21 protein-coding genes and 6 tRNA genes are annotated in these 24168 nt (G+C 71.5%); 18 read left to right on the top strand and 9 right to left on the bottom strand.

Going from position 1 to position 24168, the window contains the following annotated elements:
- Positions 1 to 15 precede the first annotated feature (15 nt).
- Complete coding sequence (gene dxs, locus ACWGPF_RS01145; RefSeq protein WP_452331065.1) at positions 16 to 1968, top strand: 1-deoxy-D-xylulose-5-phosphate synthase; 1953 nt, start codon at positions 16 to 18, stop codon at positions 1966 to 1968.
- Between the two features lie 52 nt (positions 1969 to 2020).
- Here the strand turns inward: dxs and ACWGPF_RS01140 are convergent, their stop codons facing one another.
- From ACWGPF_RS01140 to ACWGPF_RS01125, 4 genes are all read right to left on the bottom strand, one after another.
- Positions 2021 to 4159, bottom strand: a complete 2139-nt coding sequence (locus tag ACWGPF_RS01140) for a 3-hydroxyacyl-CoA dehydrogenase NAD-binding domain-containing protein (protein ID WP_452331213.1) — start codon at positions 4157 to 4159, stop codon at positions 2021 to 2023.
- Positions 4160 to 4164: 5 nt separating this feature from the next.
- Entirely contained in the window at positions 4165 to 5373 is a 1209-nt protein-coding gene (locus tag ACWGPF_RS01135; protein ID WP_452331064.1) for a thiolase family protein, read from the bottom strand.
- Between the two features lie 73 nt (positions 5374 to 5446).
- A complete protein-coding gene (locus ACWGPF_RS01130) occupies positions 5447 to 6643 on the bottom strand; it encodes an HRDC domain-containing protein (protein ID WP_452331063.1) in 1197 nt (398 codons plus the stop codon).
- Positions 6640 to 7215: a DUF3000 domain-containing protein gene (locus tag ACWGPF_RS01125; protein ID WP_452331062.1), complete on the bottom strand. Its 576-nt coding sequence runs from the start codon at positions 7213 to 7215 to the stop codon at positions 6640 to 6642. The genes ACWGPF_RS01130 and ACWGPF_RS01125 overlap by 4 nt, the downstream gene beginning before the upstream one ends.
- A gap of 25 nt (positions 7216 to 7240) precedes the next feature.
- On the opposite strand from ACWGPF_RS01125, the gene ACWGPF_RS01120 reads away from it, so the two are divergent.
- On the top strand, positions 7241 to 8437 hold the full coding sequence (locus tag ACWGPF_RS01120; RefSeq protein ID WP_452331061.1) for an alpha/beta hydrolase family protein: 1197 nt from the start codon (positions 7241 to 7243) through the stop codon (positions 8435 to 8437).
- 3 nt (positions 8438 to 8440) lie between these two features.
- Here ACWGPF_RS01120 and ACWGPF_RS01115 read toward each other — a convergent pair whose 3' ends face one another.
- Together ACWGPF_RS01115 and ACWGPF_RS01110 are read right to left on the bottom strand one after the other, a co-directional pair.
- Positions 8441 to 8875, bottom strand: a complete 435-nt coding sequence (locus ACWGPF_RS01115) for a SufE family protein (RefSeq protein WP_452331060.1) — start codon at positions 8873 to 8875, stop codon at positions 8441 to 8443.
- Between the two features lie 10 nt (positions 8876 to 8885).
- On the bottom strand, positions 8886 to 9788 hold the full coding sequence (locus ACWGPF_RS01110; RefSeq protein ID WP_452331059.1) for a sulfurtransferase: 903 nt from the start codon (positions 9786 to 9788) through the stop codon (positions 8886 to 8888).
- Positions 9789 to 9897: 109 nt separating this feature from the next.
- On the opposite strand from ACWGPF_RS01110, the gene zapE reads away from it, so the two are divergent.
- The 4 genes from zapE to ACWGPF_RS01090 all read left to right on the top strand — a co-directional run bounded on the left by zapE (position 9898) and on the right by ACWGPF_RS01090 (position 13619).
- On the top strand, positions 9898 to 10920 hold the full coding sequence (gene zapE / locus ACWGPF_RS01105; protein ID WP_452331058.1) for a cell division protein ZapE: 1023 nt from the start codon (positions 9898 to 9900) through the stop codon (positions 10918 to 10920).
- 183 nt (positions 10921 to 11103) lie between these two features.
- Entirely contained in the window at positions 11104 to 12366 is a 1263-nt protein-coding gene (locus ACWGPF_RS01100; protein ID WP_452331057.1) for an ammonium transporter, read from the top strand.
- 108 nt (positions 12367 to 12474) lie between these two features.
- Positions 12475 to 13080, top strand: a complete 606-nt coding sequence (locus tag ACWGPF_RS01095) for a type II toxin-antitoxin system PemK/MazF family toxin (protein ID WP_452331056.1) — start codon at positions 12475 to 12477, stop codon at positions 13078 to 13080.
- Entirely contained in the window at positions 13077 to 13619 is a 543-nt protein-coding gene (locus ACWGPF_RS01090) for a GNAT family N-acetyltransferase (RefSeq protein WP_452331055.1), read from the top strand. Before ACWGPF_RS01095 ends, ACWGPF_RS01090 begins: the two co-directional genes overlap by 4 nt.
- A 57-nt stretch (positions 13620 to 13676) precedes the next feature.
- On the opposite strand, the gene ACWGPF_RS01085 is transcribed toward ACWGPF_RS01090, so the two are convergent.
- Positions 13677 to 13752 (bottom strand) — tRNA-Val (locus ACWGPF_RS01085).
- 199 nt (positions 13753 to 13951) lie between these two features.
- Here ACWGPF_RS01085 and ACWGPF_RS01080 point away from each other — a divergent pair.
- From ACWGPF_RS01080 to ACWGPF_RS01050, 7 genes are all read left to right on the top strand, one after another.
- Positions 13952 to 14024, top strand: a tRNA-Gly gene (locus ACWGPF_RS01080).
- Between the two features lie 50 nt (positions 14025 to 14074).
- Positions 14075 to 14145, top strand: a tRNA-Cys gene (locus ACWGPF_RS01075).
- Between the two features lie 27 nt (positions 14146 to 14172).
- Positions 14173 to 14244, top strand: a tRNA-Val gene (locus ACWGPF_RS01070).
- A 1-nt stretch (position 14245) separates the two neighbouring features.
- Positions 14246 to 14318: transfer RNA gene (locus ACWGPF_RS01065), tRNA-Gly, on the top strand.
- A 37-nt stretch (positions 14319 to 14355) separates the two neighbouring features.
- Positions 14356 to 14430: transfer RNA gene (locus tag ACWGPF_RS01060), tRNA-Val, on the top strand.
- Positions 14431 to 14498: 68 nt separating this feature from the next.
- Entirely contained in the window at positions 14499 to 16472 is a 1974-nt protein-coding gene (gene thrS, locus ACWGPF_RS01055; RefSeq protein WP_452331054.1) for a threonine--tRNA ligase, read from the top strand.
- 1 nt (position 16473) lies between these two features.
- Positions 16474 to 17043 carry an HIT family protein gene (locus tag ACWGPF_RS01050; protein ID WP_452331053.1) on the top strand — a complete coding sequence of 190 codons (570 nt, stop codon included), beginning with the start codon at positions 16474 to 16476 and terminating at the stop codon, positions 17041 to 17043.
- 78 nt (positions 17044 to 17121) lie between these two features.
- On the opposite strand, the gene ACWGPF_RS01045 is transcribed toward ACWGPF_RS01050, so the two are convergent.
- On the bottom strand, positions 17122 to 18450 hold the full coding sequence (locus ACWGPF_RS01045; RefSeq protein ID WP_452331052.1) for an aminotransferase class I/II-fold pyridoxal phosphate-dependent enzyme: 1329 nt from the start codon (positions 18448 to 18450) through the stop codon (positions 17122 to 17124).
- A 98-nt stretch (positions 18451 to 18548) separates the two neighbouring features.
- Here ACWGPF_RS01045 and pdxS point away from each other — a divergent pair, with 98 nt between their 5' ends.
- Positions 18549 to 19439, top strand: coding sequence for a pyridoxal 5'-phosphate synthase lyase subunit PdxS (gene pdxS, locus ACWGPF_RS01040; protein ID WP_452331051.1), 891 nt, complete (start codon positions 18549 to 18551; stop codon positions 19437 to 19439).
- Complete coding sequence (gene pdxT / locus ACWGPF_RS01035; RefSeq protein ID WP_452331050.1) at positions 19436 to 20032, top strand: pyridoxal 5'-phosphate synthase glutaminase subunit PdxT; 597 nt, start codon at positions 19436 to 19438, stop codon at positions 20030 to 20032. The genes pdxS and pdxT overlap by 4 nt, the downstream gene beginning before the upstream one ends.
- A gap of 158 nt (positions 20033 to 20190) precedes the next feature.
- Here pdxT and pdxY read toward each other — a convergent pair whose 3' ends face one another.
- A complete protein-coding gene (pdxY, locus tag ACWGPF_RS01030) occupies positions 20191 to 21042 on the bottom strand; it encodes a pyridoxal kinase PdxY (RefSeq protein ID WP_452331049.1) in 852 nt (283 codons plus the stop codon).
- Between the two features lie 98 nt (positions 21043 to 21140).
- On the opposite strand from pdxY, the gene ACWGPF_RS01025 reads away from it, so the two are divergent.
- The 3 genes from ACWGPF_RS01025 to ACWGPF_RS01015 are packed head-to-tail and all read left to right on the top strand — an operon-like array spanning position 21141 to position 24076.
- Positions 21141 to 22061, top strand: coding sequence for a L,D-transpeptidase (locus ACWGPF_RS01025; protein WP_452331048.1), 921 nt, complete (start codon positions 21141 to 21143; stop codon positions 22059 to 22061).
- A gap of 20 nt (positions 22062 to 22081) precedes the next feature.
- Complete coding sequence (locus ACWGPF_RS01020; protein ID WP_452331047.1) at positions 22082 to 23260, top strand: pyridoxal phosphate-dependent aminotransferase; 1179 nt, start codon at positions 22082 to 22084, stop codon at positions 23258 to 23260.
- Between the two features lie 57 nt (positions 23261 to 23317).
- Positions 23318 to 24076, top strand: a complete 759-nt coding sequence (locus ACWGPF_RS01015) for a YebC/PmpR family DNA-binding transcriptional regulator (RefSeq protein ID WP_345435924.1) — start codon at positions 23318 to 23320, stop codon at positions 24074 to 24076.
- The last annotated feature ends 92 nt before the right edge of the window (positions 24077 to 24168 follow it).

Raw genomic sequence — 24168 nt, 5'->3', positions numbered from 1 at the left:
GCGTAGGCTCGGAGCATGACTCTGCTCGACCGGATCCGCGGGCCACGCGACCTCGATGCGCTCTCCGAGAACGAGCTCGCGCAGCTCGCCGGCGAGGTGCGCGAGTTCCTCGTCGAGAACGTGGCCCGCACAGGAGGCCATCTCGGACCGAACCTCGGGGTCGTGGAGCTCACGATCGCCCTGCACCGGGTGTTCGATTCCCCTCACGACCCGATCATCTGGGACACGGGGCATCAGTCGTACGTGCACAAGCTGCTCACGGGACGGCAGGACTTCGCCCTGCTGCGCTCGCGCGGCGGCCTTGCGGGCTACCCTCAGCGCTCGGAGAGCGAGCACGACGTCGTGGAGTCCTCGCACGCGTCGAGCTCGTTGAGCTGGGCGGACGGCATCTCCCGCGCCTTCCAGCGCACGGGCCGGTCGGACCGTCACGTGGTCGCCGTCGTGGGCGACGGCGCGCTGACGGGCGGCATGACGTGGGAGGCTCTCAACAACATCACCGACGACAACGAGCGCAACCTCGTCATCGTCGTCAACGACAACGGCCGCTCCTACGCGCCGACGATCGGCGGCATGGCGCGCTACCTCAACCGCGTCCGCACGGGCGAGGTCTACCGCGATCTGGGTGAGAAGTCCGGCCGACTGGCGGGCCGCTTCGGCGCCGTCGGGCGTGCGCTCTACCGCGGGCTCCGAGGCGGGACCCACGGCTTCCTCTCCCGCCTCACCAACAACAGCGAGCTCTACTCGCAGCTCGACATCAAGTACCTCGGCCCCGTCGACGGCCACGATCTGCCGGCCCTGCTCGAGACGCTGCGTCTCGCGAAGGCGTTCGGCGCGCCCGTCATCGTCCATGCGATCACCGAGAAGGGCCGCGGCTACCAGCCCGCCCTCGACGACGAGGCCGACCAATTCCATGCCGTCGGCCGCATCGACCCGGTCACGGGACAGCCGATGGGCGGCTCGGGCGGCCCAGGGTGGACCGAGGTGTTCGCCGACGAGCTCGTCCGGGTGGGGGAGAAGCGCGACGACGTGATCGCCATCACGGCCGCCATGCTCCGTCCCACGGGCCTCGCGCCGTTCGCGGAGCGCTTCCCCGACCGCGTGTACGACGTCGGCATCGCCGAGCAGCACGCCGTGGCGTCGGCGGCCGGGCTCGCCTACGGCGGACTCCATCCCGTCGTCGCCCTCTACTCGACGTTCGTCAACCGCGCCTTCGACCAGGTGCTCATGGACGTGGCCCTCCACAAGGCCGGCGTCACCTTCGTGCTCGACCGCGCCGGCGTCACGGGACCCGACGGACCGAGCCACCACGGCATGTGGGATCTGGCCCTCCTCCACATCGTGCCTCACGTGCGGATCGCCGCCCCGCGCGACGCGGAACGGCTCCGCGAGGTGCTCCGCGAAGCCGTCGACGTCGCCGACGCCCCGACCGTCGTCCGGTTCCCGAAGGGGACCGTGGGCGAGGAGATCCTCGCCGTCGAGCGGCTGTCCGACGGGGTGGACGTGCTCTTCCGCGCCGAGGACGAGGACGTGCTCATCGTCGCCATCGGCCCCTTCGCCGTGACGGGGCTGGACGTCGCCCGGCGGCTGCAGGCGCAGGGGATCGGAGCGACCGTCGTCGATCCGCGCTGGGTGGTGCCGGTCGCGGGGTCGATCGTCGCCCTCGCCGCCCGGCACCGGCTCGTCATCACGCTCGAGGACGGCATCCGCGTCGGGGGTGTCGGCACGCGCGTGCGCCAGGTGCTCCGCGAGGCGGGCGTCGACACCGCGGTCGACGAGCTCGGACTCCCTGACGCCTTCATCGACCACGCATCGCGCGAGCAGGTGCTCGAGGACGCCGGGCTGACGCCCGCGAAGATCGCGCACGACGTCGTGGCGCAGGTGCTCGGAACCCGCATCCCCGTGGCGCGGCCCGAGGGTGCGACGGCTCCGCCGACGACCGGTCAGATCGAGCGCATCGCCGGAGTCTGAGGACGACGCAGGGGCGGGGCCCACGGCCCCGCCCCTGCGTCGTCCCGATGCGTCAGCCGTCGACGCCTCGGATGACGGGATCGTGGAAGGTGCGGCCGGAGACGCGCTCGGACGCACCGACCCTGTCGAGGTAGACCGACGCTCCGCCGTCGATGAACGGCCATCCGGCCCCGAGGATCAGCGCGAGGTCGATGTCCTCGACCTCGGGCACGACGCCCTCGTCGAGCATGAGCCGGATCTCACGCGCCAGCTCGTCCTCGACACGCCGCAGGATCTCGTCCTCGGTCGCGGGCGAGGAGCCGACGGAGAGCACACGCTGGGCCTCCTTCGTCCACCCCGTCACGCGGCCGCCCTTGTCCTTCTCGACGGCCTGCGGCACGTCGGCGAGCGCATGCAGGTTGGCCGAGGCGTGGAAGCGGTCGGGGAAGTGCGACACCATGGTGTCCTGCACGTGCGCCGCGACCTTCCACCCGACGAGGTCGATGAGCTGGAACGGCGTCATGGGCAGACCGAGCGGGCCGAAGGCGCGCTCCACGGTCGCCAGCGGCGTGCCCGCGTCGAGCGCCCGCGCCGCCTCGCCCATGACCTTCGCGAGCAGCCGGTTCACGATGAAGCCGGGCGCGTCGGCCGAGCCGATCGCGTTCTTGCGCAGGTTCTTCGCCACGACGTACGCCGTCGCCACCGCCTCCTCGCTCGCCTGCGGCGTGCGGACGATCTCGACGAGCGGCATGACGGCCACGGGGTTGAAGAAGTGGAACCCGACGAGGCGTTCGGGGTGCGCGAGAACCGAGCCGATCTCCTCGACCGACAGCGACGACGTGTTCGTCGCGAGGATGGCCTCGGGCGAGACGATGCCCTCGATCTCGGCGAACACCTGCTGCTTGACGGCGGTCTCCTCGAAGACCGCCTCGATGACGAAGTCGCAGTCGGCGAACTCGGTCTTGTCGACCGTCCCATGCACGAGCGCACGCAGCCGGTTGGCCTCGTCGGCGTCGATGCGCCCCTTCTGCTCGAGCGCGGCGATCTCGTCTCGGATGTACGCGAGCCCCTTGTCGATGCGCGCCTGGTCGACGTCGGTGAGGACGACGGGCACCTGGAGGCGGCGCAGGAACAGCAGCGCGAACTGGCTGGCCATGAGCCCCGCGCCGATGACGCCGATCTTCGAGACGGGGCGCGCGAGCTTCCGGTCCGGGGCGCCGACGGGGCGCTTGGCGCGCTTCTGGACGAGATCGAACGCGTACATCGACGCAGCGAACTGATCGCCCGCGATGAGGTCGGCGAGCGCCTCGTCCTCGCGGGCGAACGCCTCCTCCCTCGTGCCGGAGCGCGCCTTCTCGAGCAGCTCGAGCGCGCGGTACGGCGCCTGGGGCACCGTGCCGATGCGGCTCTCGAGCATGCCGCGCGCGACCTTGATCGCGATCGGCCACTTCGTGAGGCGCTCGATGCGTCCCGGTGCGTTCCTGCGCTCGACGCGGACGGATCCCGTCAGCACGCCGTCTGCCCACCGCAGGGAGTCCTCGAGATAGGAGGCCGGCGGGAAGATCGCGTCGAAGATGCCGAGCTCGAACGCCTGGCGCGGCTTCAGCGTGCGGTTCTGCTTGAGCGGGTTCGAGATGACGACCTCGAGCGCGTTCTCGATGCCGATGAGGTTGGGCAGCAGGTAGGCGCCGCCCCAGCCGGGGACGAGCCCGAGGAAGACCTCGGGGAGGGCGATCGCCGCGGCGGAGGAGTCGACCGTGCGGTAGGTCGAGTTCAGCGCGATCTCCGTGCCGCCTCCGAGCGCAAGGCCGTTCACGAAGGCGAACGTGGGCACGCCCAGCTCGGACAGGCGCCCCAGCACCTGGTGGCCGCGCTGCGCGATCCGCAGGGCGTCCTCGCGCCTGGTGAGGGAGCCGATCTGCGAGAGGTCGGCGCCGGCGGCGAAGATGTACGGCTTCCCTGTGATGCCCACGGCGTCGATCTCGCCCGCCGTGGCGCGGCTCTGCAGCGTGTCGAGCACGCCGGACAGCTCGGAGAGCGTCTTCGGGCCGATCGTGTTCGGCCGCGTGTGGTCGCGCCCGTTGTGCAGCGTGATGAGGGCGAGGGTGCGTCCGCTCGCGAGCATCACATCGCGCACGAGCGAGCGGGTCACGACCTCGTCGGCGCCGAGCGCCTCGAGGTCCGAGAAGTCGATGGCGTCGTAGTCGGTCATGTCGCTCACTTCCGCTTCCGCTTGCCGGTGTAGTGCGGGTTCTCCCAGACGACGCTGCCGCCCTGCCCGAGCCCGACGCACATCGCCGTGAGGCCGTAGCGCACCTCGGGGTGCTCGGCGAACTGCGCGGCGAGCTGGATCATGAGCCGTACGCCCGAGGCTGCGAGCGGATGGCCGAGCGCGATCGCGCCGCCCCACGCGTTCACGCGCGGGTCGTCGTCGTCGATGCCGAAGTGGTCGAGGAACGACAGCACCTGCACGGCGAAGGCCTCGTTGAGCTCGAAGAGACCGATGTCGTCGATCGTCAGTCCCGCCTTGGCGAGCGCCTTCTCGGTCGAGGGGATGGGGCCGATCCCCATGATCTCCGGCTGCACGCCGGAGAACGCGAACGAGACCATCCGCATCTTGGGCGCGAGCCCCAGCTCCTTCACCGCCCCCGATCCCGCGAGCAGGCTCACGGTCGCCCCGTCCGTGAGGGGCGAGGAGGTTCCGGCCGTCACGCGCCCGTGCGGGCGGAACGGCGTCTTGAGGCCCGCGAGGCCCTCGAGCGTCGTCTCGGGGCGGCGCCCCTCGTCCTCCGCGGCGAGGCGGAAGGCCCCGTCCGCATCGGTGACGGCGACGGGGACGAGGTCGGGCTGGATGCGGCCCGCCTCGTACGCGGCCTGCACCTTCTGCTGGCTGCGCATGCCGTAGCGGTCCGCGCGGTCCTTCGTGATGGCGGGGAACCGGTCGTGGATGCGCTCGGCCGTGACGCCCATGTTGAGCGCGCCGGGGTCGACGAGCTTCTCCGCGACGAAGCGCGGGTTGGGATCGGCGTTGGCGCCGATCGGGTGCCGCCCCATGTGCTCGACGCCTCCCGCGATGGCGAGGTCGTACATGCCGAAGCCGATCGAGGCGCCCATGGTCGTCACCGCCGTCATGGCGCCCGCGCACATGCGCTCGACGGCGAGGCCGGGCACGGTCTGCGGGAGCCCCGCGAGGATGGCGGTGCTGCGCCCCAGGGTCAGTCCCTGATCTCCTGTCTGCGACGTCGCGGCGATGGCGACGTCGTCGATGCGATCAGCGGGGACCCCGCCGTTGCGCTCCATGAGCCCGATCATCGCCTTGACGATGAGGTCGTCGGCTCGGGTATTCCAGTACATGCCCTTCTCGCCGGCGCGCCCGAATGGGGTCCGCACGCCGTCGACGAAGAAGACTTCCGAGAGCTCGGCCACTCTGCCTCCCTGTATCCGTTGCGATCAGCCTAGGCGGGCTGTCGGCGGCGGGACGGCATCGGTTGGGACGAACCTACGAAGCCTCCGCGCCGTCCTCGGGCGGGGTTTGCGCGGCCCGCACAAAGGCGGCGGCGATGAGCGGCGCCGTCTGCGCGATCTGCCACTCCCTGGCCCCCTGTGCCCGCAGCGCGTCCGCGACGGCGTCGACGGTCGGCTCGACAGGCGGCGCCCACGCGACGCGGCGCAGGGACTCGGGGGTGAGCAGGTTCTCCGTCGGCATCGAGAGCTCGGCGGCGCGCGCCTCGACGTCGGGTCGCGCCTGCCGCAGCCGCGCGTCCGCCTCGGGGTTTCGGTCGCCCCAGGCACGGTGCGGAGGGAGGGCGTCGCTCGGCACCCGCTCGGCGGGGAGGTCCTGCGACTCTCGCCCGGCGACGATCGCGTCCCACCAGCGGTCGATCTGAGTGCGGCTGGCGCGGCCCGTGAACTCCTTCAGCCCGGCGAGCGCCTGCTTGGTGCGGGGCCCCGCGAGCACGGCGGCGAGAAGCGCGCGGTCGGGCACGAGGCGGCCGGGGGAGACGTCCTCCGCCCTGGCGTACTCCTCGCGCGCGAGCCACAGTTCGCGCGCGACGGCGAGGTTTACGCGTCCGCGCACCTTGTGGAGGCCGCTGAGCCGTCGCCACGGGTCGGTGCGCGGCGGCTTCGGCTCGCGCGCGAGCGTCGCGGCGAACTCCTCCCTGGCGAACCCGTCCTTGCCGGCTGCGACGAGGTCGGCGGCGAGCCGGTCGCGCACGTCGACGAGGTGGAGGACGTCGAGAGCGGCGTACTCCAGCCAGTCCTGCGGCAGCGGCCGCTGCGACCAGTCCGCCGCGGAATGCGCCTTCGCGAGCTCGATCCCGAGCGTCGCCTCGACGACGGCGCCGAGGCCGACGCGCTCCATCCCGAGCAGGCGCGCGGCCAGCTCCGTGTCGAAGATCGACGTCGGCTCGAGCCCGAGCTCGCGCAGCGACGGCAGGTCCTGGCTCGCGGCGTGGAACACCCACTCCTCGCCGCCGAGCGCGCGCTGCACGACGGTGACGTCGGGCACGGCGATGGGGTCGACGAGCACGACTCCGCCCCCGCGCCGGAACAGCTGCACGAGGTACGCGCGCTGCGAGTAGCGGAAGCCGGATGCGCGCTCGACGTCGACCGCGACGGGACCCTCGCCAGCGGCGAGGCGGTCGACCGCCTCGGCGAACGCGTCGGCGGTCTCGATGACGGCGAAGTCGGTCACGTCGGTCTCCTGGCGCCGAACACGGCGATGTCCTCGGACCCCGGCGGGAGTCCTGCGAGCATGCAGACGAGCTCCGCCCAGGCCTCGATGTGCGCGCGGAACCCCCCTTGCGGCGTCCACGAGGCGCGCAGCTCGATCTGCGCGCCGTCTCCCTCCGCCGCGAGCCCGCCGAACCCCTTCGAGAGGATCTTCGTCGCGGTGCCCGATGCCGCGTGGTAGGGGGCCGCGCGCGAGTCGAGCGCGTCGACGAGCCATGACCACGTGACGTCGGCCAGGAGCGGATCCGTGCCGATCTCGGGCTCGAGCGGCGCCTGCGCGAAGGCCACGATGCGCCACGCCCCCGCCCAGGCGTCGGGTTCGGAGGGGTCGTGCAGGAGGATGAGCCGCCCCGTCCCGTAGGGCGAGTCGCCGTGGTCGCCCGGGCGGACGTCGGCGGACAGGGCGAGAGCGTGGGGTGCCAGTCCCTGCGGTGCGGGGACCGATGCGACGACGAGATCGGAGCGGAAGACCGCCGCGCGCACGGCGTCCGCGGCGGCGGCGAACGCCTGCGCACCGGGACGGTCTGAATTCACGTCGTCAGATTAGAGTGAGGGGGCCATGAACACCCCCAGGCGCGCCGCATCCCCGTTCTCCGCCGCCGTCCGCACCGCGCTCACGGTGCTCGCCGCGATGCTCGCCGGAGCTGCGGGCGCCGTCGCCTACGTCTCCCTGAGGATCGCCCGTCAGGCCGTCACGCCGGGCCCGCGGGTCGCCGACGTGGCCGTGCACGGCCTCGACACGGGCGCGCAGACGATCACGCTCTCGCGGACCCCCGACACGGTGCTGCCCGGACGCTACGGGCTCTTCACGGGCGGCAGCGAGCACTATCTCAAGCTCGGCGCCGTGCTCGCGGAGGACGACCGCCGCGTGCGTCGCAAGCTGCTCACCGAGGTGGACTCGAGCACGCAGATCGGCCCGTACGCGGCGTTCAGCGGCTGGTACTACGAGCGCGCGGAGGAGCTGCATCTGCCGTTCACGACGGAGTTCATCGGCGCACCCGTCGGCCCGTGCCCCGCGTGGTTCTTCCCGGTCGACGACGAGTCGGCGGACACCTGGGTCGTCGCCGTGCACGGGCGGGGGACGACGCGCGCCGAGGTGCTGCGCGCGGTGCCCGTGCTGCACGCGGAGGGTCTGCCCGTCGTGTGCGTCTCGTACCGCAACGACGGCGAGGCGCCGCGCAGCAAGTCGGGCCGCTACGGACTGGGGGCCACCGAGTGGCGCGACGTCGACGCCGCCATCGCGTGGGCGCTGCGTCGCGGCGCGCGGCGCATCGTGCTCATGGGGTGGTCGATGGGCGGCGCCATCGCGCTCCAGGTCGCCCTCAACTCGGCGCACCACGAGGCCATCGCGGGTGTCATGCTCGAGTCGCCCGTCGTCGACTGGCGTCTGGTCCTCGGGTTCCACGCACGGGAGATGCGCGTGCCGTCGCCGTTCTCGCGTCTTGCGATGGGCGCACTGGGCCAGGGGTGGTCGTCGCGCATGATCCGGCACGGCGATCCGATCTCGCTCGACGACCTCGACATCGTCGCGCGGGCCGACGAGCTCGCGCACCCCGTGCTGCTCCTGCACAGTGACGATGACGGCTTCGTGCCATCCGATGCGTCGCACCGTCTCGCGGACGCGCGCCCCGATCTCGTGACCATGGAGACGTTCCACACCGCGCGCCACACGAAGCTCTGGAACTTCGACGAGAGCCGCTGGAACGGCGTCATCCGCGACTGGCTGCGCGGCAACGGGCTGTCGGCGCGCGGCTGACCCTCAGGCGGCCCGCGCGCGGATCTGGCGCTTCGCGCGCAGGAGCATTCCGGTCATCCCCGAGATCCGCAAGGGCGAGACGATGCGCGTGAGCCCGAGCGTCTGGGGGAAGTCGTCGGGCACGCCGAGCGCGTCGTCGACGGCGAGCCCCGTCAGGCCCTGCGCGAGGATGCTCGCGAATCCTCGCGTCGTGGGCGCCTCCGCAGGGGCGGTCGCGTGCATCACGACGCGGCCGTCGTCCACCTCGAGGACGATGAACACGGGGGACTGGCACTCCGCGACGCGCTCGGCGAGCTCCGGATGACCCTCGAGACGCTCGGGGAACGCCGGCAGCTCGTTCGCGAACTCGAGCAGGAGCTGAAGGCGCTCGGGCTCGTCGAGCGCGAGGAAGTCGTCGCGGATCGCGGCGAGGGGGGCGGGGAGGGGCGCGTCGCTCATCCGCCCCAGACTACGTCGTGGGCACGGCCCCCGGCTCGGCGCCCGTCACGATGGGCACGCGAACGGCGCTGCCCCACTCGGTCCAGGACCCGTCGTAGTTGCGAACGTTCGCGAATCCCAGCAGGTGGCGCAGGACGAACCACGTGTGGCTCGAGCGCTCGCCGATGCGGCAGTAGGCGATGATGTCGTCGCCGTCGGCGAGGCCGATCTCGTCGCGGTACACCGCCTCGAGCTCGGCGCGCGGCTTGAAGCCGCCATCGTCGGAGACGGCTCGCGCCCACGGCACGTTGTGCGCCGTCGGGATGTGCCCCGCGCGCAGCGCGCCCTCCTCGGGGTAGGCGGGGGCGGTCGTCCGAGCGCCGGTGTACTCCTCGGGCGAGCGGACGTCGACGAGCGGCCGGCCGATGTGCGCGAGCACGTCGTCCTTGTAGGCGCGCAGCTCGGAGTCGTCGCGCTCGACGACGGGGTAGTCCGTCGCCGGGCGCGCGGTCCGCTCGGTCGTCAGCCCGCGGCCCTCCGCGATCCAGCGGTCGCGCCCGCCGTCGAGGAGGCGCACGTCCTCGTGGCCGAACAGCGAGAACACCCACAGCGCGTAGGCGGCCCACCAGTTGCTCTTGTCGCCATAGATGACGACGGTGTCGTCGCGGGAGATCCCCTTCGCGCTCAGCAGACGTGCGAAGCCCTCTCCGTCGACGTAGTCGCGGACGACGGGGTCGTTGAGCTCCGTGTGCCAGTCGACCTTCACGGCGCCCGGGATGTGACCCGTCTCGTAGAGGAGGACGTCCTCGTCGGACTCGACGACGACGAGGCCGGGCTCGCCCAGATGGTCGTCGAGCCACTGCGTCGAGACGAGACGCCAGGGCTCCGCGTACTCGGCGAACTTCTCCTGCGAGGCATCGGGTGCGACGGCCATGGCTGCTCCTCGTTATCGTTGATGCGATCCGCTTCCGAGCCTATGCGGCTCGCAGCGACCTGGCGCGGCTCGTCGGCGGCGCCCGTAACCGACAGACATCCGAGGACCCATGACCTCCACCGCGACCGAGATCGTCCCGCTCGCCGAGCGCCATCCGCAGCTCTCCGGCGAGGAGATGCTCGCGAGCCTCGTACCGCCGCGGCAGTTCGACGGGGCGACCTTCGCGTCGTACCGGGTCGACCCCGCGTTCCCCTCGCAGCAGGAGGCGAAGGAGGAGCTGGAGCTGTTCGCGTCGGGCGGGATGGCGCCCAGGCGCGGCGGCCTCTTCTCGCGCAAGCCGAAGGCGCCCGAGATCAAGCCCGGCGTGTACCTCGACGGCGGGTTCGGCGTCGGCAAGACGCACCTGCTCGCGGCGATCTTCCACGCGGTGCCCGCCCGTCGGAAGTACTTCGGGTCGTTCATCGAGTACACGGCGCTCGTCGGGGCACTCGGCTACAAGAACACCGTCGACCTGCTGCGTGGTTCGGCGCTGCTGTGCATCGACGAGTTCGAGCTCGACGACCCGGGCGACACGATGGTCATGACGCGGCTGCTCGGCGAGCTCGTCGCGTCGGGGACGCGCCTCGCGGCGACGAGCAACACGCCGCCGAACGCGCTGGGGGAGGGCCGCTTCGCCGCGCAGGACTTCCTGCGGGAGATCCACGCCATGGCCGACAGCTTCCGCACGCTGCGCATCGACGGCGTCGACTTCCGCCAGCGATCGCTCGACGGCCAGGCGATCGTCCTCGACGAGGCCGCCTACCGCGCGGCACTGGACGCGGCGGGAGGGGTCGTGAGCGACGACGCGTTCGACGCCCTCATCGCCCATCTCGCCCGCGTCCACCCGTCGCGGTACATCCGCCTCGTCGACGGCATCGGCGCCGTCGGACTTCGCGACGTGCGCCCGCTCGTCGACCAGTCGGAGGCGCTGCGGTTCGTCGCGTTCGTGGACCGCGTGTACGACGCCCAGCTCCCCGTCCGCGCCACGGGCGTCCCGCTGCACGAGGTGTTCTCTCCCGAGATGCTCGCCGGCGGCTACCGCAAGAAGTACCTGCGTGCCATCTCGCGCCTCGTCGCGTCGACGCACGCGTGATCCATGGGCGGGCCTCCGCGCCCGACGAAACATGTTGTTTACCGGCGGCCGTCGCGCGTAACAGAGTCGAAACAGCGCGCGCACCAGTCGGGTAACGCGGCGTCGCCAGACTGGGGCCACCCGGATGGCGCGCGACCGCGACCCGAAGCTCTCCGGGCCCTGCGACCCGATCTGGAGAGACACATGGATCAAGGCAACACCGCGTTCATACTGATCGCCGCAGCGCTGGTGCTGCTGATGACGCCCGGCCTGGCGTTCTTCTACGGCGGTCTCGTCAAGGCCAAGAGCGTCATCAGCATGATGATGCTCAGCTTCGGCGCCATGGGGCTCATCGGCGTCCTGTGGGTGCTCTACGGCTACGCGATCGCCTTCCCCGGCAGCGAGGGGCTGGTGGCCCCCTGGCACATCGACTGGGCGGCGCTCGGCCTCAGCAGCCTGCTCGAGACGTCTGAGGATGCCGCATTCCCGCCGCTCGCGTTCGTCGCGTTCCAGGCCACGTTCGCCATCCTCACGGTCGCGCTCGTGTCCGGCGCCATCGCCGACCGGGCCAAGTTCGGCTCCTGGCTGCTGTTCGCGGGCATCTGGGCGACCGTGGTGTACTTCCCGGTGGCGAGCTGGGTGTTCAACTTCGGCCTCGCCGAGGACGGCTCGTTCGCGTACGGCGGATGGATCACGTACGGGATGCAGGAGTGGCTGGGCGTCGGTGCGATCGACTTCGCGGGCGGCACGGCCGTGCACATCAACGCCGGTGCGGCGGCCCTCGCGCTCGCCCTCGTCCTGGGACGCCGTGTCGGGTTCCAGAAGGGTGCGCACGTGCCCCACAACCCGCCGTTCGTGCTGCTGGGTGCGGGTCTGCTGTGGTTCGGGTGGTTCGGGTTCAACGCGGGCTCCGAGCTCGCCGCCGACGGCACCGCGGCCCTCGCGTTCGTCAACACGATCGCCGCTCCCGCCGCCGCGCTCCTCGCCTGGCTGGCCGTGGAGAAGCTCAAGGAGGGCAAGGCCACCTCGGTGGGCGCGGCATCGGGCGCCGTCGCCGGTCTCGTCGCCATCACCCCCGCGTGCGCCGCGCTCGACCCCGTCTGGGCCATCCTGCTGGGATTCCTCTCGGGCGCGCTCTGCGCTCTCGCGATCGACCTGAAGTTCCGCTGGGGCTTCGACGACTCGCTCGACGTCGTGGGCATCCACCTCGTCGGCGGCCTGCTCGGCACCGTCTACCTCGGCTTCTTCGCCAATGGCACCGGCCTGTTCATGGGTGGCGACGGCACGCAGCTGCTCGTCCAGATCATCGCGGCCGTCGCGGTGCTCGTGTACTCGTTCGTGCTGGCCTACATCATCGGCTTCGCGATCGAGAAGACGATCGGCTTCCGCGTGAAGAACGAGGACGAGGTCGCCGGCATCGACACGGTCCTCCACGGCGAGGAGGGGTACGTCCTCGACGTGCGCTGACTCCCCCCTTCGTCCGCAGGGGCGCTCCCGGTCCGCCGGGGCGCCCCTGCGGCGCGTCCGGGTGCCGCCGGGGGCTGCGGCAGCGGCCCGCGCCGGTAGGGTGGCGGCGTGGCACGACAGGGATTCCTCGGGGCGCTCGCAGGTCTCGCGCTCGACGTCCTCGCACAGGCGACACGCGGCGGGAAGAAGGGCAGGCGGGAGACGTCCCGTGCGCCCGCGGCGCCACGGCGATCCGCCGCCCGACCCTCGACGCCCGACCCCGCGCGGACGGCCGTACCCGGATCGGCCGCCGCGTCGTCGGGGACGACGACCGTCGAGGTCGATCCGCGCACGGTGCGCGATCTGCGCCTGTCGTACGCACCCGATCGGGATGGCGCACCGGACGCCGGCGAGATCATCTGGACGTGGGTGCCGTACGCGGAGGCCGACGGACGCGGGAAGGACCGCCCCGTGCTCGTGATCGCGCGGCAGTCCGCCGAGCGGGTGTACGCCGTGAAGCTCACGAGCAAGTCGCATGACGGCGATCGCGAGTACGTGTCCATCGGGTCGGGCGAGTGGGACGCGCAGGGCCGTGAGTCGTGGGTGGACCTCGACCAGCTGTACGTCGTCCATGAGGACGGCATGCGCCGCGAGGCGGCGGAGCTGGACGACGCGCGGTACGCCGTCGTCGCACGCGAGCTGCGGCGGCGGTACGGGTGGCAGGCGGGGGAGTGACGGGCGCGCACGATCTCGGCGGCGGCGTCCTGCTCCGCCCCCTCCGCGTCGACGACGCGTCGGCGCTCGCGGCGGCCTACACGCGCAATCGCGCGCACCTGGCGTCGTGGGAGCCCGAGCGCACCGAACGGTTCTTCACCTCGGAGGGCCAGCACGACGAGGTGCGCGGCGCGCTCGCTTCACGCACCTCGGGCACGAGCGAGCCCCTCGTGCTCGTCGGGAGCCGGGGGATCGTCGGGCGTCTCAACATCTCATCGATCACGAGGGGCGTGTTCCAGAGCGCGACGCTCGGCTACTGGGTGGACGCGGCGCTGCAGGGCAGGGGCGTCATGACGCGGGCCGTCGCCGCAGCGGTCGGGATCGCGCGCGTCGAGCTCTCGCTGCATCGGCTGGAGGCCGGCACGCTCGCGCACAACGCCGCGTCGCAGTCCGTGCTCCGCGCGAACGGCTTCGTCGAGTACGGCCGGGCCGAACGGTACCTCCGGATCGCGGGCCGGTGGCAGGACCACGTGCTGTTCCAGCGCATCCTCGAGGACTGATCCGCCAGGCGGGGCGTTCCGACGAGAGAAGCCCCGGGGCGACCCGGGGCTTCTCGATGGTGGGCGATACCAGACTCGAACTGATGACCTCTTCCGTGTGAAGGAAGCGCGCTACCAACTGCGCCAATCGCCCGTGTGATGTTGTCGTGCGCCGGAGGGGCACAGGTGTCGAGCATACCGGATCGGCAGGGCGCTGGCGAACCGGAGGCGCGCTCTCGCGTGTCGGACGTGAACGGCGGGTGACACGCCCGGAGCCGGTCGGCGGTTTGGCCGGTCGCCGAACGTGGGCTAATGTAGGTCAAGTGCCCGGGGCGAGCTCCGGTCGCGGAAATGCGGATGTAGCGCAGTTGGTAGCGCATCACCTTGCCAAGGTGAGGGTCGCGAGTTCGAGTCTCGTCATCCGCTCGAGTGCAGGGATCCCGTCAGGGTTCTCGGCACGTGGGTTCGATCCCCGCGGTGGCGTGGCCGAGAGGCGAGGCACCGGCCTGCAAAGCCGTTTACACGGGTTCGAATCCCGTCGCCACCTCGCTCATAACTGAACAGCTCTTTATGAGCGCGATTGGCGCAGCGGTAGCGCGCTTCCCTGACACGGAAGAGGTCACTGGTTCGATCCCAGTATCGCGCACGCGGATGTAGCGCAGTTGGTAGCGCATCACCTTGCCAAGGTGAGGGTCGCGAGTTCGAGTCTCGTCATCCGCTCGGTCGCAGGGCCTCCGCGAGGAGGCCCTGTTTCTTTGGGCGATTGGCGCAGCGGTAGCGCGCTTCCCTGACACGGAAGAGGTCACTGGTTCGATCCCAGTATCGCCCACCATCCGGACCCCGCCTCGGCGGGGTCTTCGTGTATCCGGGGGCGTTCCGCGCCGCGACTAGACTTGTCGGGTGACCACCGGATTCGATCTGTACCCCGACAGGAACGTCGTCGCCATCCGCGTCGACGGTGAGCTCAAGGACCTCGCGACCGAGGTCGCCGAGACGCAGACGACGGAGCCGGTGACGATCGACAGCCCAGACGGGCTGAACATCCTGCGCCACTCGACCGCGCACGTGCTCGCGCAGGCGGTGCAGACCATCAACCCGGCCGCGAAGCTCGGCATCGGCCCGTTCATCGCCGACGGCTTCTACTACGACTTCGGCGTCGACGAGCCGTTCACGCCCGACGACCTCAAGGCGATCAAGCGCGAGATGCAGCGCATCGTCAAGGAGGGGCAGCGCTTCGTGCGCCGCGTCGTCTCCGACGAGGAGGCCGGGGCCGAGCTCGCCTCCGAGCCGTTCAAGCTCGAGCTCATCGGGCTCAAGGGCGGCACCAAGGAGGCGGCCGAGGGCGCGAACGTCGAGGTCGGCGCCGGCGAGCTGACGATCTACGACAACGTCGACGCGAAGAGCGGCGAGACGCGGTGGAAGGACCTCTGCCGCGGCCCCCACGTGCCCTCGACCCGCCTGCTCGGCAACGGCTGGGACATCGTCCGCATCGCCGGCGCCTACTGGCGCGGCAGCGAGAAGAACCCGCAGCTGCAGCGCATCTACGGCACCGCCTGGCCCACGAAGGACGACCTCAAGGCGTACCAGGACAGGCTCGCCGAGGCCGCGCGTCGCGACCACCGCAAGCTCGGCAGGGAGCTCGACCTGTTCTCGTTCCCCGACGAGATCGGCTCAGGGCTGTCGGTCTGGCACCCCCGCGGCGCCATCGCCCGCGGCGAGATGGAGCAGCACGCGCGCCGCCGGCACATCGCCGAGGGCTACAGCTACGTCTACACGCCGCACATCACGAAGAAGGACCTCTTCGTGACCTCCAACCACCTCGTGACCTACGCGGAGGGCATCTGGCCGCCCATCCGGATGGACGAGGAGCGCGACGACGACGGCAACATCACCAAGCAGGGCGTCGACTACTACCTCAAGCCGATGAACTGCCCCATGCACATCCTCATCTACAAGGAGCGCGCCCGCAGCTACCGCGACCTGCCCCTCCGGTTCGCGGAGAACGGCACGGTCTACCGCAACGAGCTCTCCGGCGCGCTGCACGGCCTCACCCGCGTGCGCGGCTTCACCCAGGACGACGCCCACCTGTTCGTCACCCCCGAGCAGCTCGAGGAGGAGACGACGAAGGTCCTCGAGTTCGTGCTCTCGCTCCTCAAGGACTTCGGACTGGAGGACTTCCGCCTCGAGCTGTCGATGCGCGACGACGAGAAGTCGAAGTGGATCGGCGAGGAGGACGTCTGGGAGACGGCGACGAACGCGCTGCGCCGTGTCGCGCAGTCGACGGGGCTCCACCTCGTCGAGGAGCCCGGCGAGGCGGCCTTCTACGGGCCGAAGATCGACCTCAAGGTGACCGACGCCCTCGGCCGCTCGTGGCAGCTGTCGACGGTTCAGCTCGACTTCAACCTGCCAGAGCGCTTCGAGCTGGAGTACACCGCGGCGGACGGCTCCAAGCAGCGGCCGATCATGATCCACCGCGCGCTGTTCGGGTCGATCGAGCGGTTCTTCGCCATCCTGCTCGAGCACTACGCGGGAGACTTCCCGCTGTGGCTCGCCCCGCAGCAGGTCGTGGGGGTGCCCGTCGCCGACGAGTTCGCGCCGTACCTCGACGAGGTCGTCGCGACCCTCCGCGCGGAGGGCGTCCGCGCGGAGCTCGACCGCTCGGACGACCGCATGCAGAAGAAGATCCGGACCCATTCGACGGGCAAGGTGCCGCTCATCCTCATCGCGGGGGAGCAGGACCGATCGGCGGGCACCGTATCGTTCCGCTTCCGCGACGGCTCCCAGCGCAACGGCGTGCCGATCGACGAGGCCGTGCGCCTCGTCACGGGCGCGATCGCTGCGAAGTCGCTCATCCTGACCGACGAGGACCTCTGACATGACGGCCGAGCACGAGGCGCGCGAGGAGTTCGCGCGCCTCGAGCCGGCGTCGGGCTTCGCGTCGTCGTCGGACGCGTTCCAGCGGCTCTGGACACCGCATCGGATGGCCTACATCACGGCGGGCGCCGACGCGAACCGCGGCACGGGGTGCCCGTTCTGCGCCGCTCCGGACAAGAGCGATGAAGACGGCCTCATCGTCCACCGCGGGCGCCACGCCTTCGTGCTGCTGAACCTGTTCCCCTACAACTCGGGCCATCTGCTCATCTGCCCGTATCGCCACATCGGGCTGTACGACGAGGCCGATCCGCATGAGACCGCGGAGATCGCCTACCTCACGCAGACGGCCATGCGCGTGCTCCGCGGCGTCTCGCGCTGCGAGGGCTTCAACATCGGCATGAACCAGGGCGCGGTGGCCGGTGCGGGCGTCGAAGAGCATCTGCACCAGCACGTCGTCCCGCGATGGACGAGCGACGCCAACTTCTTCCCGATCATCGCCAAGACGAAGGCGCTCCCGCAGCTGCTCGGCGAGGTGCGCCAGGCCGTCGCCGACGCCTGGCCCGCGGACTGACGCGGTCCCGTCGGCCTGCGGCGTCGGGAGCCGTGTGCTCCCGACGTCCAGGCCGGGTCCCGGCGTGCTGTCGGCTCGTCAGGTCCGGATGGCGGCGGCGAGGTCGTCGGCGAGGCGCGCGGCCTCGGCGTCGTCGAGCGCATGCACCGTGAGACGCAGGGCGTGCGACGGGCGGCGCGCGTCGTCCAGGATGAACTCGTCTCCCGCGCGCGCAAGCCATCCGCGGCGCATGAGCCGCTCCGACACGTCGCGCGCGGCGCGCGGCAGGCGCAGCCACAGGTTCAGGCCGTCGCCGACCGCCGTGGCGAGTCCGCGTTCGGCGAGGAGCGCCGAGAACGCGGCGTTGCGCGCGGCGTAGTGCGCGGCGGCGTCCGCGATCGACCGGCGCACGCCGTCATCCGTCAGAAGCGCGAGGGCGAGACGCTGCAGCAGGTGGCTCACCCAGGTCGTCCCCGGGCTCAGCCGCATGGCGAGGCGATCGGCCGTCTCGCCGTCGGTGCCGACGACCGCGAGGCTCATGTCGGGGCCGAGGAACTTCGACACCGAGCGCACGAGGGCCCAGCGGCGGTGCGACGGGCCGATGATGGACCGGTACGGCTGCGTCGAGAGCAGCGAGTAGTGGTCGTCCTCGATGACGAGCACGTACGGATGATCGGCGAGCACCGCGCGCAGATCGCTCGCGCGCTGCTCGGTGAGGCCGGCCCCGGTCGGGTTCTGCGCGCGCGGCGTGCAGACGACGGCGCGGGCTCCGTCGGCGAGCGCCGCGCGCAGCCCGTCCGGGGTCATCCCCTCGCCGTCGACGGGCACCGCGATGGGACGGTAGCCCGCCAGCCGCGCGGTGCGGATGGTCCCGAGGAAGCAGGGATCCTCGAGAGCCACGGCGTCGTCGCGGGCGAGCGCCTGCGCGAGGAGTCGCTCCACGGCGTCGAACGCTCCGCTGGTGATCGTGAGCCGCAGATCCCCCGGCGCGGCGACATCGGGCTCGAGCCAGTCGCGGGCGAACGCGGCGAGGCCGGCGTCGATGACGGGCTCGCCGTACAGCACCGGACGGCCCGCGAGGGAGGCGAGCGCGGACGACAGGTCGGGGATGCGCGCGGGGTCGGGGTTTCCCGCCCCGACGTCGCGGAGCACGCTGTCGGGGGCGTAGCCGTCTTGCGCGAGCGGCGCCGAGTCGGCGACGCGGGTTCCCGCGCGGCCCTGCGAGACGAGGAGGCCGGCATGGGCGAGCTGCCGATAGGCGGCCACGGCGGTGTTGCGGTTGACCCCCAGCCCTTCGGCGAGCGTGCGCACGGAGGGCAGTGCCTCGCCCGCCGCGAGGCCGCCGCGCTCGACGAGGGCCCGGATGCTGTCGGCGATCTCGGCCGCCGTGCGCCCGGTGATGCCGGGGGAGATGTCGCCGTGTTCCATCGGGTCGATCCTATGTGCCGCACCGTGCTAGCTTTTGGCATAGGTCAAATAACGGACCGTATGGACAAGCCGCCGTGCGGCGGGAGAGGGAGATCGACGTGACCGGAGCGACGACGGGGACGGGGCGCGTCAAGCGCGGACTTGCCGAGATGCTCAAGGGCGGCGTCATCATGGACGTCGTCACCGCTGAGCAGGCGCGCATCGCCGAGGACGCGGGAGCCGTCGCCGTCATGGCGCTCGAGCGCGTCCCCGCGGACATCCGGGCCCAGGGCGGCGTCGCCCGGATGAGCGATCCCGACCTCATCGACGAGATCGTCGCGTCGGTCTCCATCCCCGTCATGGCGAAGGCCCGTATCGGGCACTTCGTCGAGGCGCAGGTGCTGCAGGAGCTGGGCGTCGACTACATCGACGAGTCGGAGGTGCTCTCGCCCGCCGACTACGTGAACCACATCGACAAGTGGGGCTTCGACGTGCCGTTCGTGTGCGGGGCGACCGACCTCGGCGAGGCGCTGCGCCGTATCACGGAGGGCGCGGCGATGATCCGCTCGAAGGGGGAGGCGGGCACGGGCGACGTGTCGGAGGCGACCAAGCACATCCGCCGCATCACGAGCGACATCAACGTGCTGCGCTCGAAGACCAAGGACGAGCTCTACGTCGCGGCCAAGGAGCTGCAGGCGCCCTTCGAGCTCGTCGCCGAGATCGCCGAGACGGGCACGCTCCCCGTCGTGCTGTTCACGGCGGGCGGCGTCGCGACCCCGGCCGACGCCGCGCTCATGATGCAGCTGGGCGCCGACGGCGTGTTCGTCGGGTCGGGGATCTTCAAGTCCGGCGACCCCGCGGCACGCGCCGCCGCGATCGTCAAGGCCACGACGTTCTTCGACGACCCCGCGGTCGTCGCCGCGGCGTCGCGCGGCCTCGGCGAGGCGATGGTCGGCATCAACGTCGCCGACCTCCCGGCTCCGCACCGCCTGGCAGAGCGGGGCTGGTGAGCGCTCCCGCGCCCCGCGTCGGCGTCCTGGCGCTGCAGGGCGGCGTGCGCGAGCACATGGAGATGCTCGCGCACCTCGGCGCCCGCGTGACACGCGTGCGCCGCCCCGAGGAGCTCGCGGCGGTCGACGGGCTCGTCATCCCGGGCGGAGAGTCGAGCGTCATCGACAAGCTCGCGCGCGCGTTCGATCTGCGCGCCCCGATCGTGACGGCCATCCGCGCGGGGCTCCCCGTCTACGGGACGTGCGCCGGGCTCATCCTGCTCGCCGACCGCCTGCGCGACGGCATCGCGGGGCAGCTCACGTTCGGCGGCCTCGACATCGCCGTGCGGCGCAACGCGTTCGGCAGCCAGGCGGAGTCGTTCGAGGCGGATCTCGACGTGCCGGCGCTGGGGGATCCGCCCGTGTCGGCGGCGTTCATCCGCGCGCCCGTCGTGGAGGAGGTCGGCGCGGCCACGCCGCTCGCGTCCCTGCCCGACGGCCGCATCGTCGCGGTCGAGCAGGGCCCGCTCCTCGCGACGTCGTTCCACCCGGAGGTCTCGGGAGAGACGCGCTTCCACGCCCGTTTCCTGCGGAACATCCGCGCCGCGGTCTGAGCGCGCACCCGCCACCCCCCGACCCGGCTCTCTCTCGCGCCGAAAGCACACCCGCCTGCCGAGAGCACAGGTGATTTCCCGGTATCGGGTGTGCTCTCGGCAAGCGGATATCCGTTGGATGAGAAGGGGCGACGCGAAGCTGCGACGAGGAGGGGAGCTCAGCGCACCTGGCGGACGGGGAACTCGAGGCGCGGGTGTGCGAAGTGCTCCTGCGCCTGCACGAGCTGCAGCTCGCGGTCGCCGACGGCGTGGGTCTGCTCGAGCAGGCCGAACACGCTCGACGCCGTCCGGGCGAGGGCGTCGGGCGCGGAGCCCGTCGCGACGTAGTGCGACGTGAAGAGCGCGGCCGTGACATCGCCCGACCCGTTGGCCTTCATCGGCAGATACGGCGTCTGCACGACCCACGCGCCGGCGTCGTCGACGACCATCATCTCGATCGTCCCCTCGGGGCGATCCGGCCGCTCCACCGACGTCACGAGCACCGTGCGCGGCCCCATCTCCCGAGCGATGTCGGCCGACGCGATGGTCGACTCCAGCGTGTCGGGGCTCGTGCCCGTGAGGAACCCCAGCTCGAACTGGTTCGGCGTGAGGATGTCCGCCACCGGCACGACGCGGTCGCGCAGCAGATCGGGGATGGCCGGGGCCACGAAGCAGCCCGACTTGGCGTTGCCCATGACAGGGTCGCACGCATACAGCGCCTTCGGGTTCGCGGCCTTCACCCTGGCGACCGCGTCGATGACGACATCGGCGATCCCCTCGCTGCCCTGGTAGCCCGAGAGCACGGCGTCGAGCTCCGGGAACACTCCGCGCTCCTCCACGCCCCTGATGACGTCCGCGACGTCGGTCGGGGGGATGAGCGGACCGCGCCACGCGCCGTAGCCGGTGTGGTTGGAGAAGTTCACGGTGTAGACGGGGAGCACCTCGACGCCGATGCGCTGCATGGGGAACACGGCGGCCGAGTTGCCGGCGTGCCCGTACGCCACCGCCGACTGGATCGAGAGGATCTTCATCCTGCGATCATCTCATCCGGCTCGCGTCGGCCCCGCCGGTGGGCGGCGGATGGCCCCGCCAGGTCGGGCGTGGTGGAATGGGCGGGAGAGGGGGCGTCATGGCGGAGAGACGGACTGCAGGGAGGTCGCGCGCGATCTGGATCGCGGCGGGCGCGGTCTCGGTCGTCGCGGCGACCGTGGGCGCTGTGCTCTTCGCGACGCAGGGGCGCGCACCGGCGCCCGTCGCCTCGCCGACCGAGGCCGCGGCGCCGCCCGCCTCGCTCACTCCCGAGCCGGCTCCGACACCGTCGCCCACGCCCTCGGGGTTCGCCGCGAACACCGTCGCCTACGACCTCGCGGCGCTGCAGCTCGTCGACGTCTTCGAGGTCAATGCGGCCCTTCCCGTCGACGACGATCCCTACGGCGAGACCGAGCCGCTCGTCGCGCAGCCGCTCGGCGCCGGCGCCCCCGTCTTCGCCGACCCCGAGGGCGATCCGGTCGCCTACCTCCCGCGCGAGCAGCGCTACGGGGGCACGATCGTCCCCGTCGTGGAACGCCAGGAGAACTGGGTGCGCGTCCTCCTGGTGGGACGTCAGTCGACGCCGTCGCAGGGCGATCCCGGTCAGGTCACCGGATGGCTGCGCGCCGCCGACGTGGAGCTCTCGGCGAACCCCTACCGCGTCGAGGTGAGCCTCTCGGAGCGCACGGTCGACATCGTCGGCGCAGACGGCTCCGAGCGGATCGCGACCGACTTCGCGTCGGGCGCTGCGGCGACGCCGACCCCGCTCGGGCGCTCGTACGTGATGCTGACGGAGGTCGTCGAGAGCCTCGGGTACACGCGCGGGCATCCGCTCGTCTACCTGTCGGTGCAGTCGCCGACGCTCGACGGCTTCGACGGGCAGAGCGTGGCCGTCACGGCGTTCCACTACCATGACGCGCACTCCGGGGCGATCTCCAACGGGTGCCTGCGGATGGATGCCGACGCCATCGCGCGCCTCGCGGAGCTCCCGGCGGGCACGCCCGTGTACGTGCGGGCCTGACACGCCGGTAGCGTGGGGCGATGCCCCGGCCCGCCCCGCACATCCCCGGTGTCCCCGAATCGGGTACGCGCCGCATCTTCGAGCTCGCCCTGACCCTCGACGACGTCGTGATGCTCGTCGTCGGCGAGCCGGACGACCCCGTCGCGCCCCACATCCGCGCGGCCGCGCAGGCGGCCTGGGAGCGCGACGAGACCGATTACGCGCCCAACGGCGGCATCCCCGCGCTGCGGCGCGCGATCACCGCCAAGCTCGCCCGCGAGAACGGCGTCTCGGTGGACGTCGAGCAGGTGTGGGTGACGATCGGCGGAACGCAGGCGCTCGCGCAGGCCTTCACCATCGCGCTGGGGCCGGGCGACGAGGTGCTCGTGCCCGATCCCGGGTACACGACCTTCACCATGTATCCTCGCTCGATCGCCGCCGTGCCGGTGCCGTACCCGTTGCGCTCCTCCCGCGGGTTCGTGCCCGACGTCGAAGAGCTCGCGCGCCTCGTCACGCCGCGCACGCGCGCGATCGTCGTGAACTCCCCGTCGAACCCGCTGGGCGTCGTCTTCGATGCGGACGTTCTCGCCTCGCTCCTCGCCTTCGCGGCCGAGAACGACCTCTGGGTCATCAGCGACGAGGTGTACGAGCACTTCACGTGGGATGCCCCGCACGTGTCGACAGCCGCCGTCGCGGCGCGCCTCGGAGAGCAGGATCGCGTGCTGAGCGTCTTCTCCACCTCGAAGAGCCATGCGCTGACGGGAGCGAGGGTCGGGTGGCTCGTCGTCCCGCCAGGGTACGGCCCCACCATGCGCGCACTCCAGGAGTCGATGATCGCGTGCGCGGGGATGCCCGACCAGCACGCGGCGCTCGCGGCGCTCGAGGGCGGTGACGCCCACATCCGGGCCGCGCGCGAACGGTACCGCCGTCACATCTCCCTCGCGACCGAGATGCTCGAGGCGCGGGGAATCCGCAGCCACCGCCCGGGCGGCGCCTTCTACCTGTGGATCGACATGTCGCATGCGACGGAGGGCGACGTCGCGGCGTGGGCGGAGCGCTTCCTCCTCGACGAGCGCGTCGCGGTGGCTCCCGGCACGGCGTTCGGGCGCGCGGGAGAGGGATGGATCCGCATCTGCCTCGCGGCGTCGGAGGACGACATCCGACGGGCCGTCGCCCTGCTGCCCGCGCTCGATCCCGCGGGGATCGAGGGGAGCGAATAGAATCGTCTGAGGCATGCGCGCGACGCGCGCTGTCGCAGGCAGACGAGCGGGAGTTTCATGTCAGGGCATTCCAAGTGGGCGACGACGAAGCACAAGAAGGCGGCCATCGACGCCAAGCGCGCGAAGTCGTGGGCCAAGCTCATCAAGAACATCGAGGTCGCGGCGAAGCTCGGGGGGCCTGACCAGGCCGGCAACCCGACCCTCTTCGACGCCGTCCTCAAGGCCAAGAAGACGTCGGTCCCGAAGGACAACATCGATCGCGCCATCAAGCGCGGCGCCGGCATCGGCGGGGAGTCGGTCGAGTACACCTCGATCATGTACGAGGGCTACGCGCCCGGCGGCATCGCGATGCTCATCGAGTGCCTCACGGACAACAAGAACCGCGCGGCCGCCGAGGTCCGCACCGCGATGACGCGCAACGGCGGGAACATGGCCGACCCCGGCAGCGTCGCCTACAACTTCGAGCGCAAGGGCGTCATCGTCGCCTCGCTCGAGGGCACCACGGAGGACGACGTCATGATGGTGGCGCTCGAGGCGGGCGCGCAGGAGATCGAGCCTCACCCCCAGGGCTTCGAGATCATCACCGAGGCGAGCGACATGGTGTCGGTGCGGACCGCGCTGCAGGACGCCGGAATCGACTACGAGTCGGCCGACGCCGAGTTCGTGCCGAACCTCAAGGTCGAGGTCGACGCGGACACGGCGCGGAAGGTGTTCCGGCTCATCGACGCGCTCGAGGACAGCGACGACGTGCAGAACGTCTTCACGAACATCGACCTGTCGCCCGAGGTGCAGGCGGAGCTCGAAGCCGACGACTGAGGTCGTGCACGCCGCGAGGGCGGGGGCGTCGGGCGCGAGGGACTGTGCCCGCTCACCGGAGGCCTCGGCCACGGGGGCGTGGGCCTGGGCCG

Source organism: Microbacterium sp. NPDC055683 (assembly GCF_053617895.1).
Note: the sequence above shows the minus strand (reverse complement) of the source record. Positions and strands in the feature narration are given on the sequence as shown.

What these genes read in the sequence shown, in the direction of transcription:
- dxs (WP_452331065.1), top strand. Translation starts at nt 16, where the DNA reads ATGACTCTGCTCGACCGGATCCGCGGGCCACGCGACCTCGATGCGCTC.
- ACWGPF_RS01140 (WP_452331213.1), bottom strand. Translation starts at nt 4,159, where the DNA reads ATGACCGACTACGACGCCATCGACTTCTCGGACCTCGAGGCGCTCGGC.
- ACWGPF_RS01120 (WP_452331061.1), top strand. Translation starts at nt 7,241, where the DNA reads ATGAACACCCCCAGGCGCGCCGCATCCCCGTTCTCCGCCGCCGTCCGC.
- ACWGPF_RS01115 (WP_452331060.1), bottom strand. Translation starts at nt 8,875, where the DNA reads ATGAGCGACGCGCCCCTCCCCGCCCCCCTCGCCGCGATCCGCGACGAC.
- ACWGPF_RS01110 (WP_452331059.1), bottom strand. Translation starts at nt 9,788, where the DNA reads ATGGCCGTCGCACCCGATGCCTCGCAGGAGAAGTTCGCCGAGTACGCG.
- zapE (WP_452331058.1), top strand. Translation starts at nt 9,898, where the DNA reads ATGACCTCCACCGCGACCGAGATCGTCCCGCTCGCCGAGCGCCATCCG.
- ACWGPF_RS01100 (WP_452331057.1), top strand. Translation starts at nt 11,104, where the DNA reads ATGGATCAAGGCAACACCGCGTTCATACTGATCGCCGCAGCGCTGGTG.
- ACWGPF_RS01050 (WP_452331053.1), top strand. Translation starts at nt 16,474, where the DNA reads ATGACGGCCGAGCACGAGGCGCGCGAGGAGTTCGCGCGCCTCGAGCCG.
- ACWGPF_RS01045 (WP_452331052.1), bottom strand. Translation starts at nt 18,450, where the DNA reads ATGGAACACGGCGACATCTCCCCCGGCATCACCGGGCGCACGGCGGCC.
- pdxY (WP_452331049.1), bottom strand. Translation starts at nt 21,042, where the DNA reads ATGAAGATCCTCTCGATCCAGTCGGCGGTGGCGTACGGGCACGCCGGC.
- ACWGPF_RS01025 (WP_452331048.1), top strand. Translation starts at nt 21,141, where the DNA reads ATGGCGGAGAGACGGACTGCAGGGAGGTCGCGCGCGATCTGGATCGCG.
- ACWGPF_RS01020 (WP_452331047.1), top strand. Translation starts at nt 22,082, where the DNA reads ATGCCCCGGCCCGCCCCGCACATCCCCGGTGTCCCCGAATCGGGTACG.
- ACWGPF_RS01015 (WP_345435924.1), top strand. Translation starts at nt 23,318, where the DNA reads ATGTCAGGGCATTCCAAGTGGGCGACGACGAAGCACAAGAAGGCGGCC.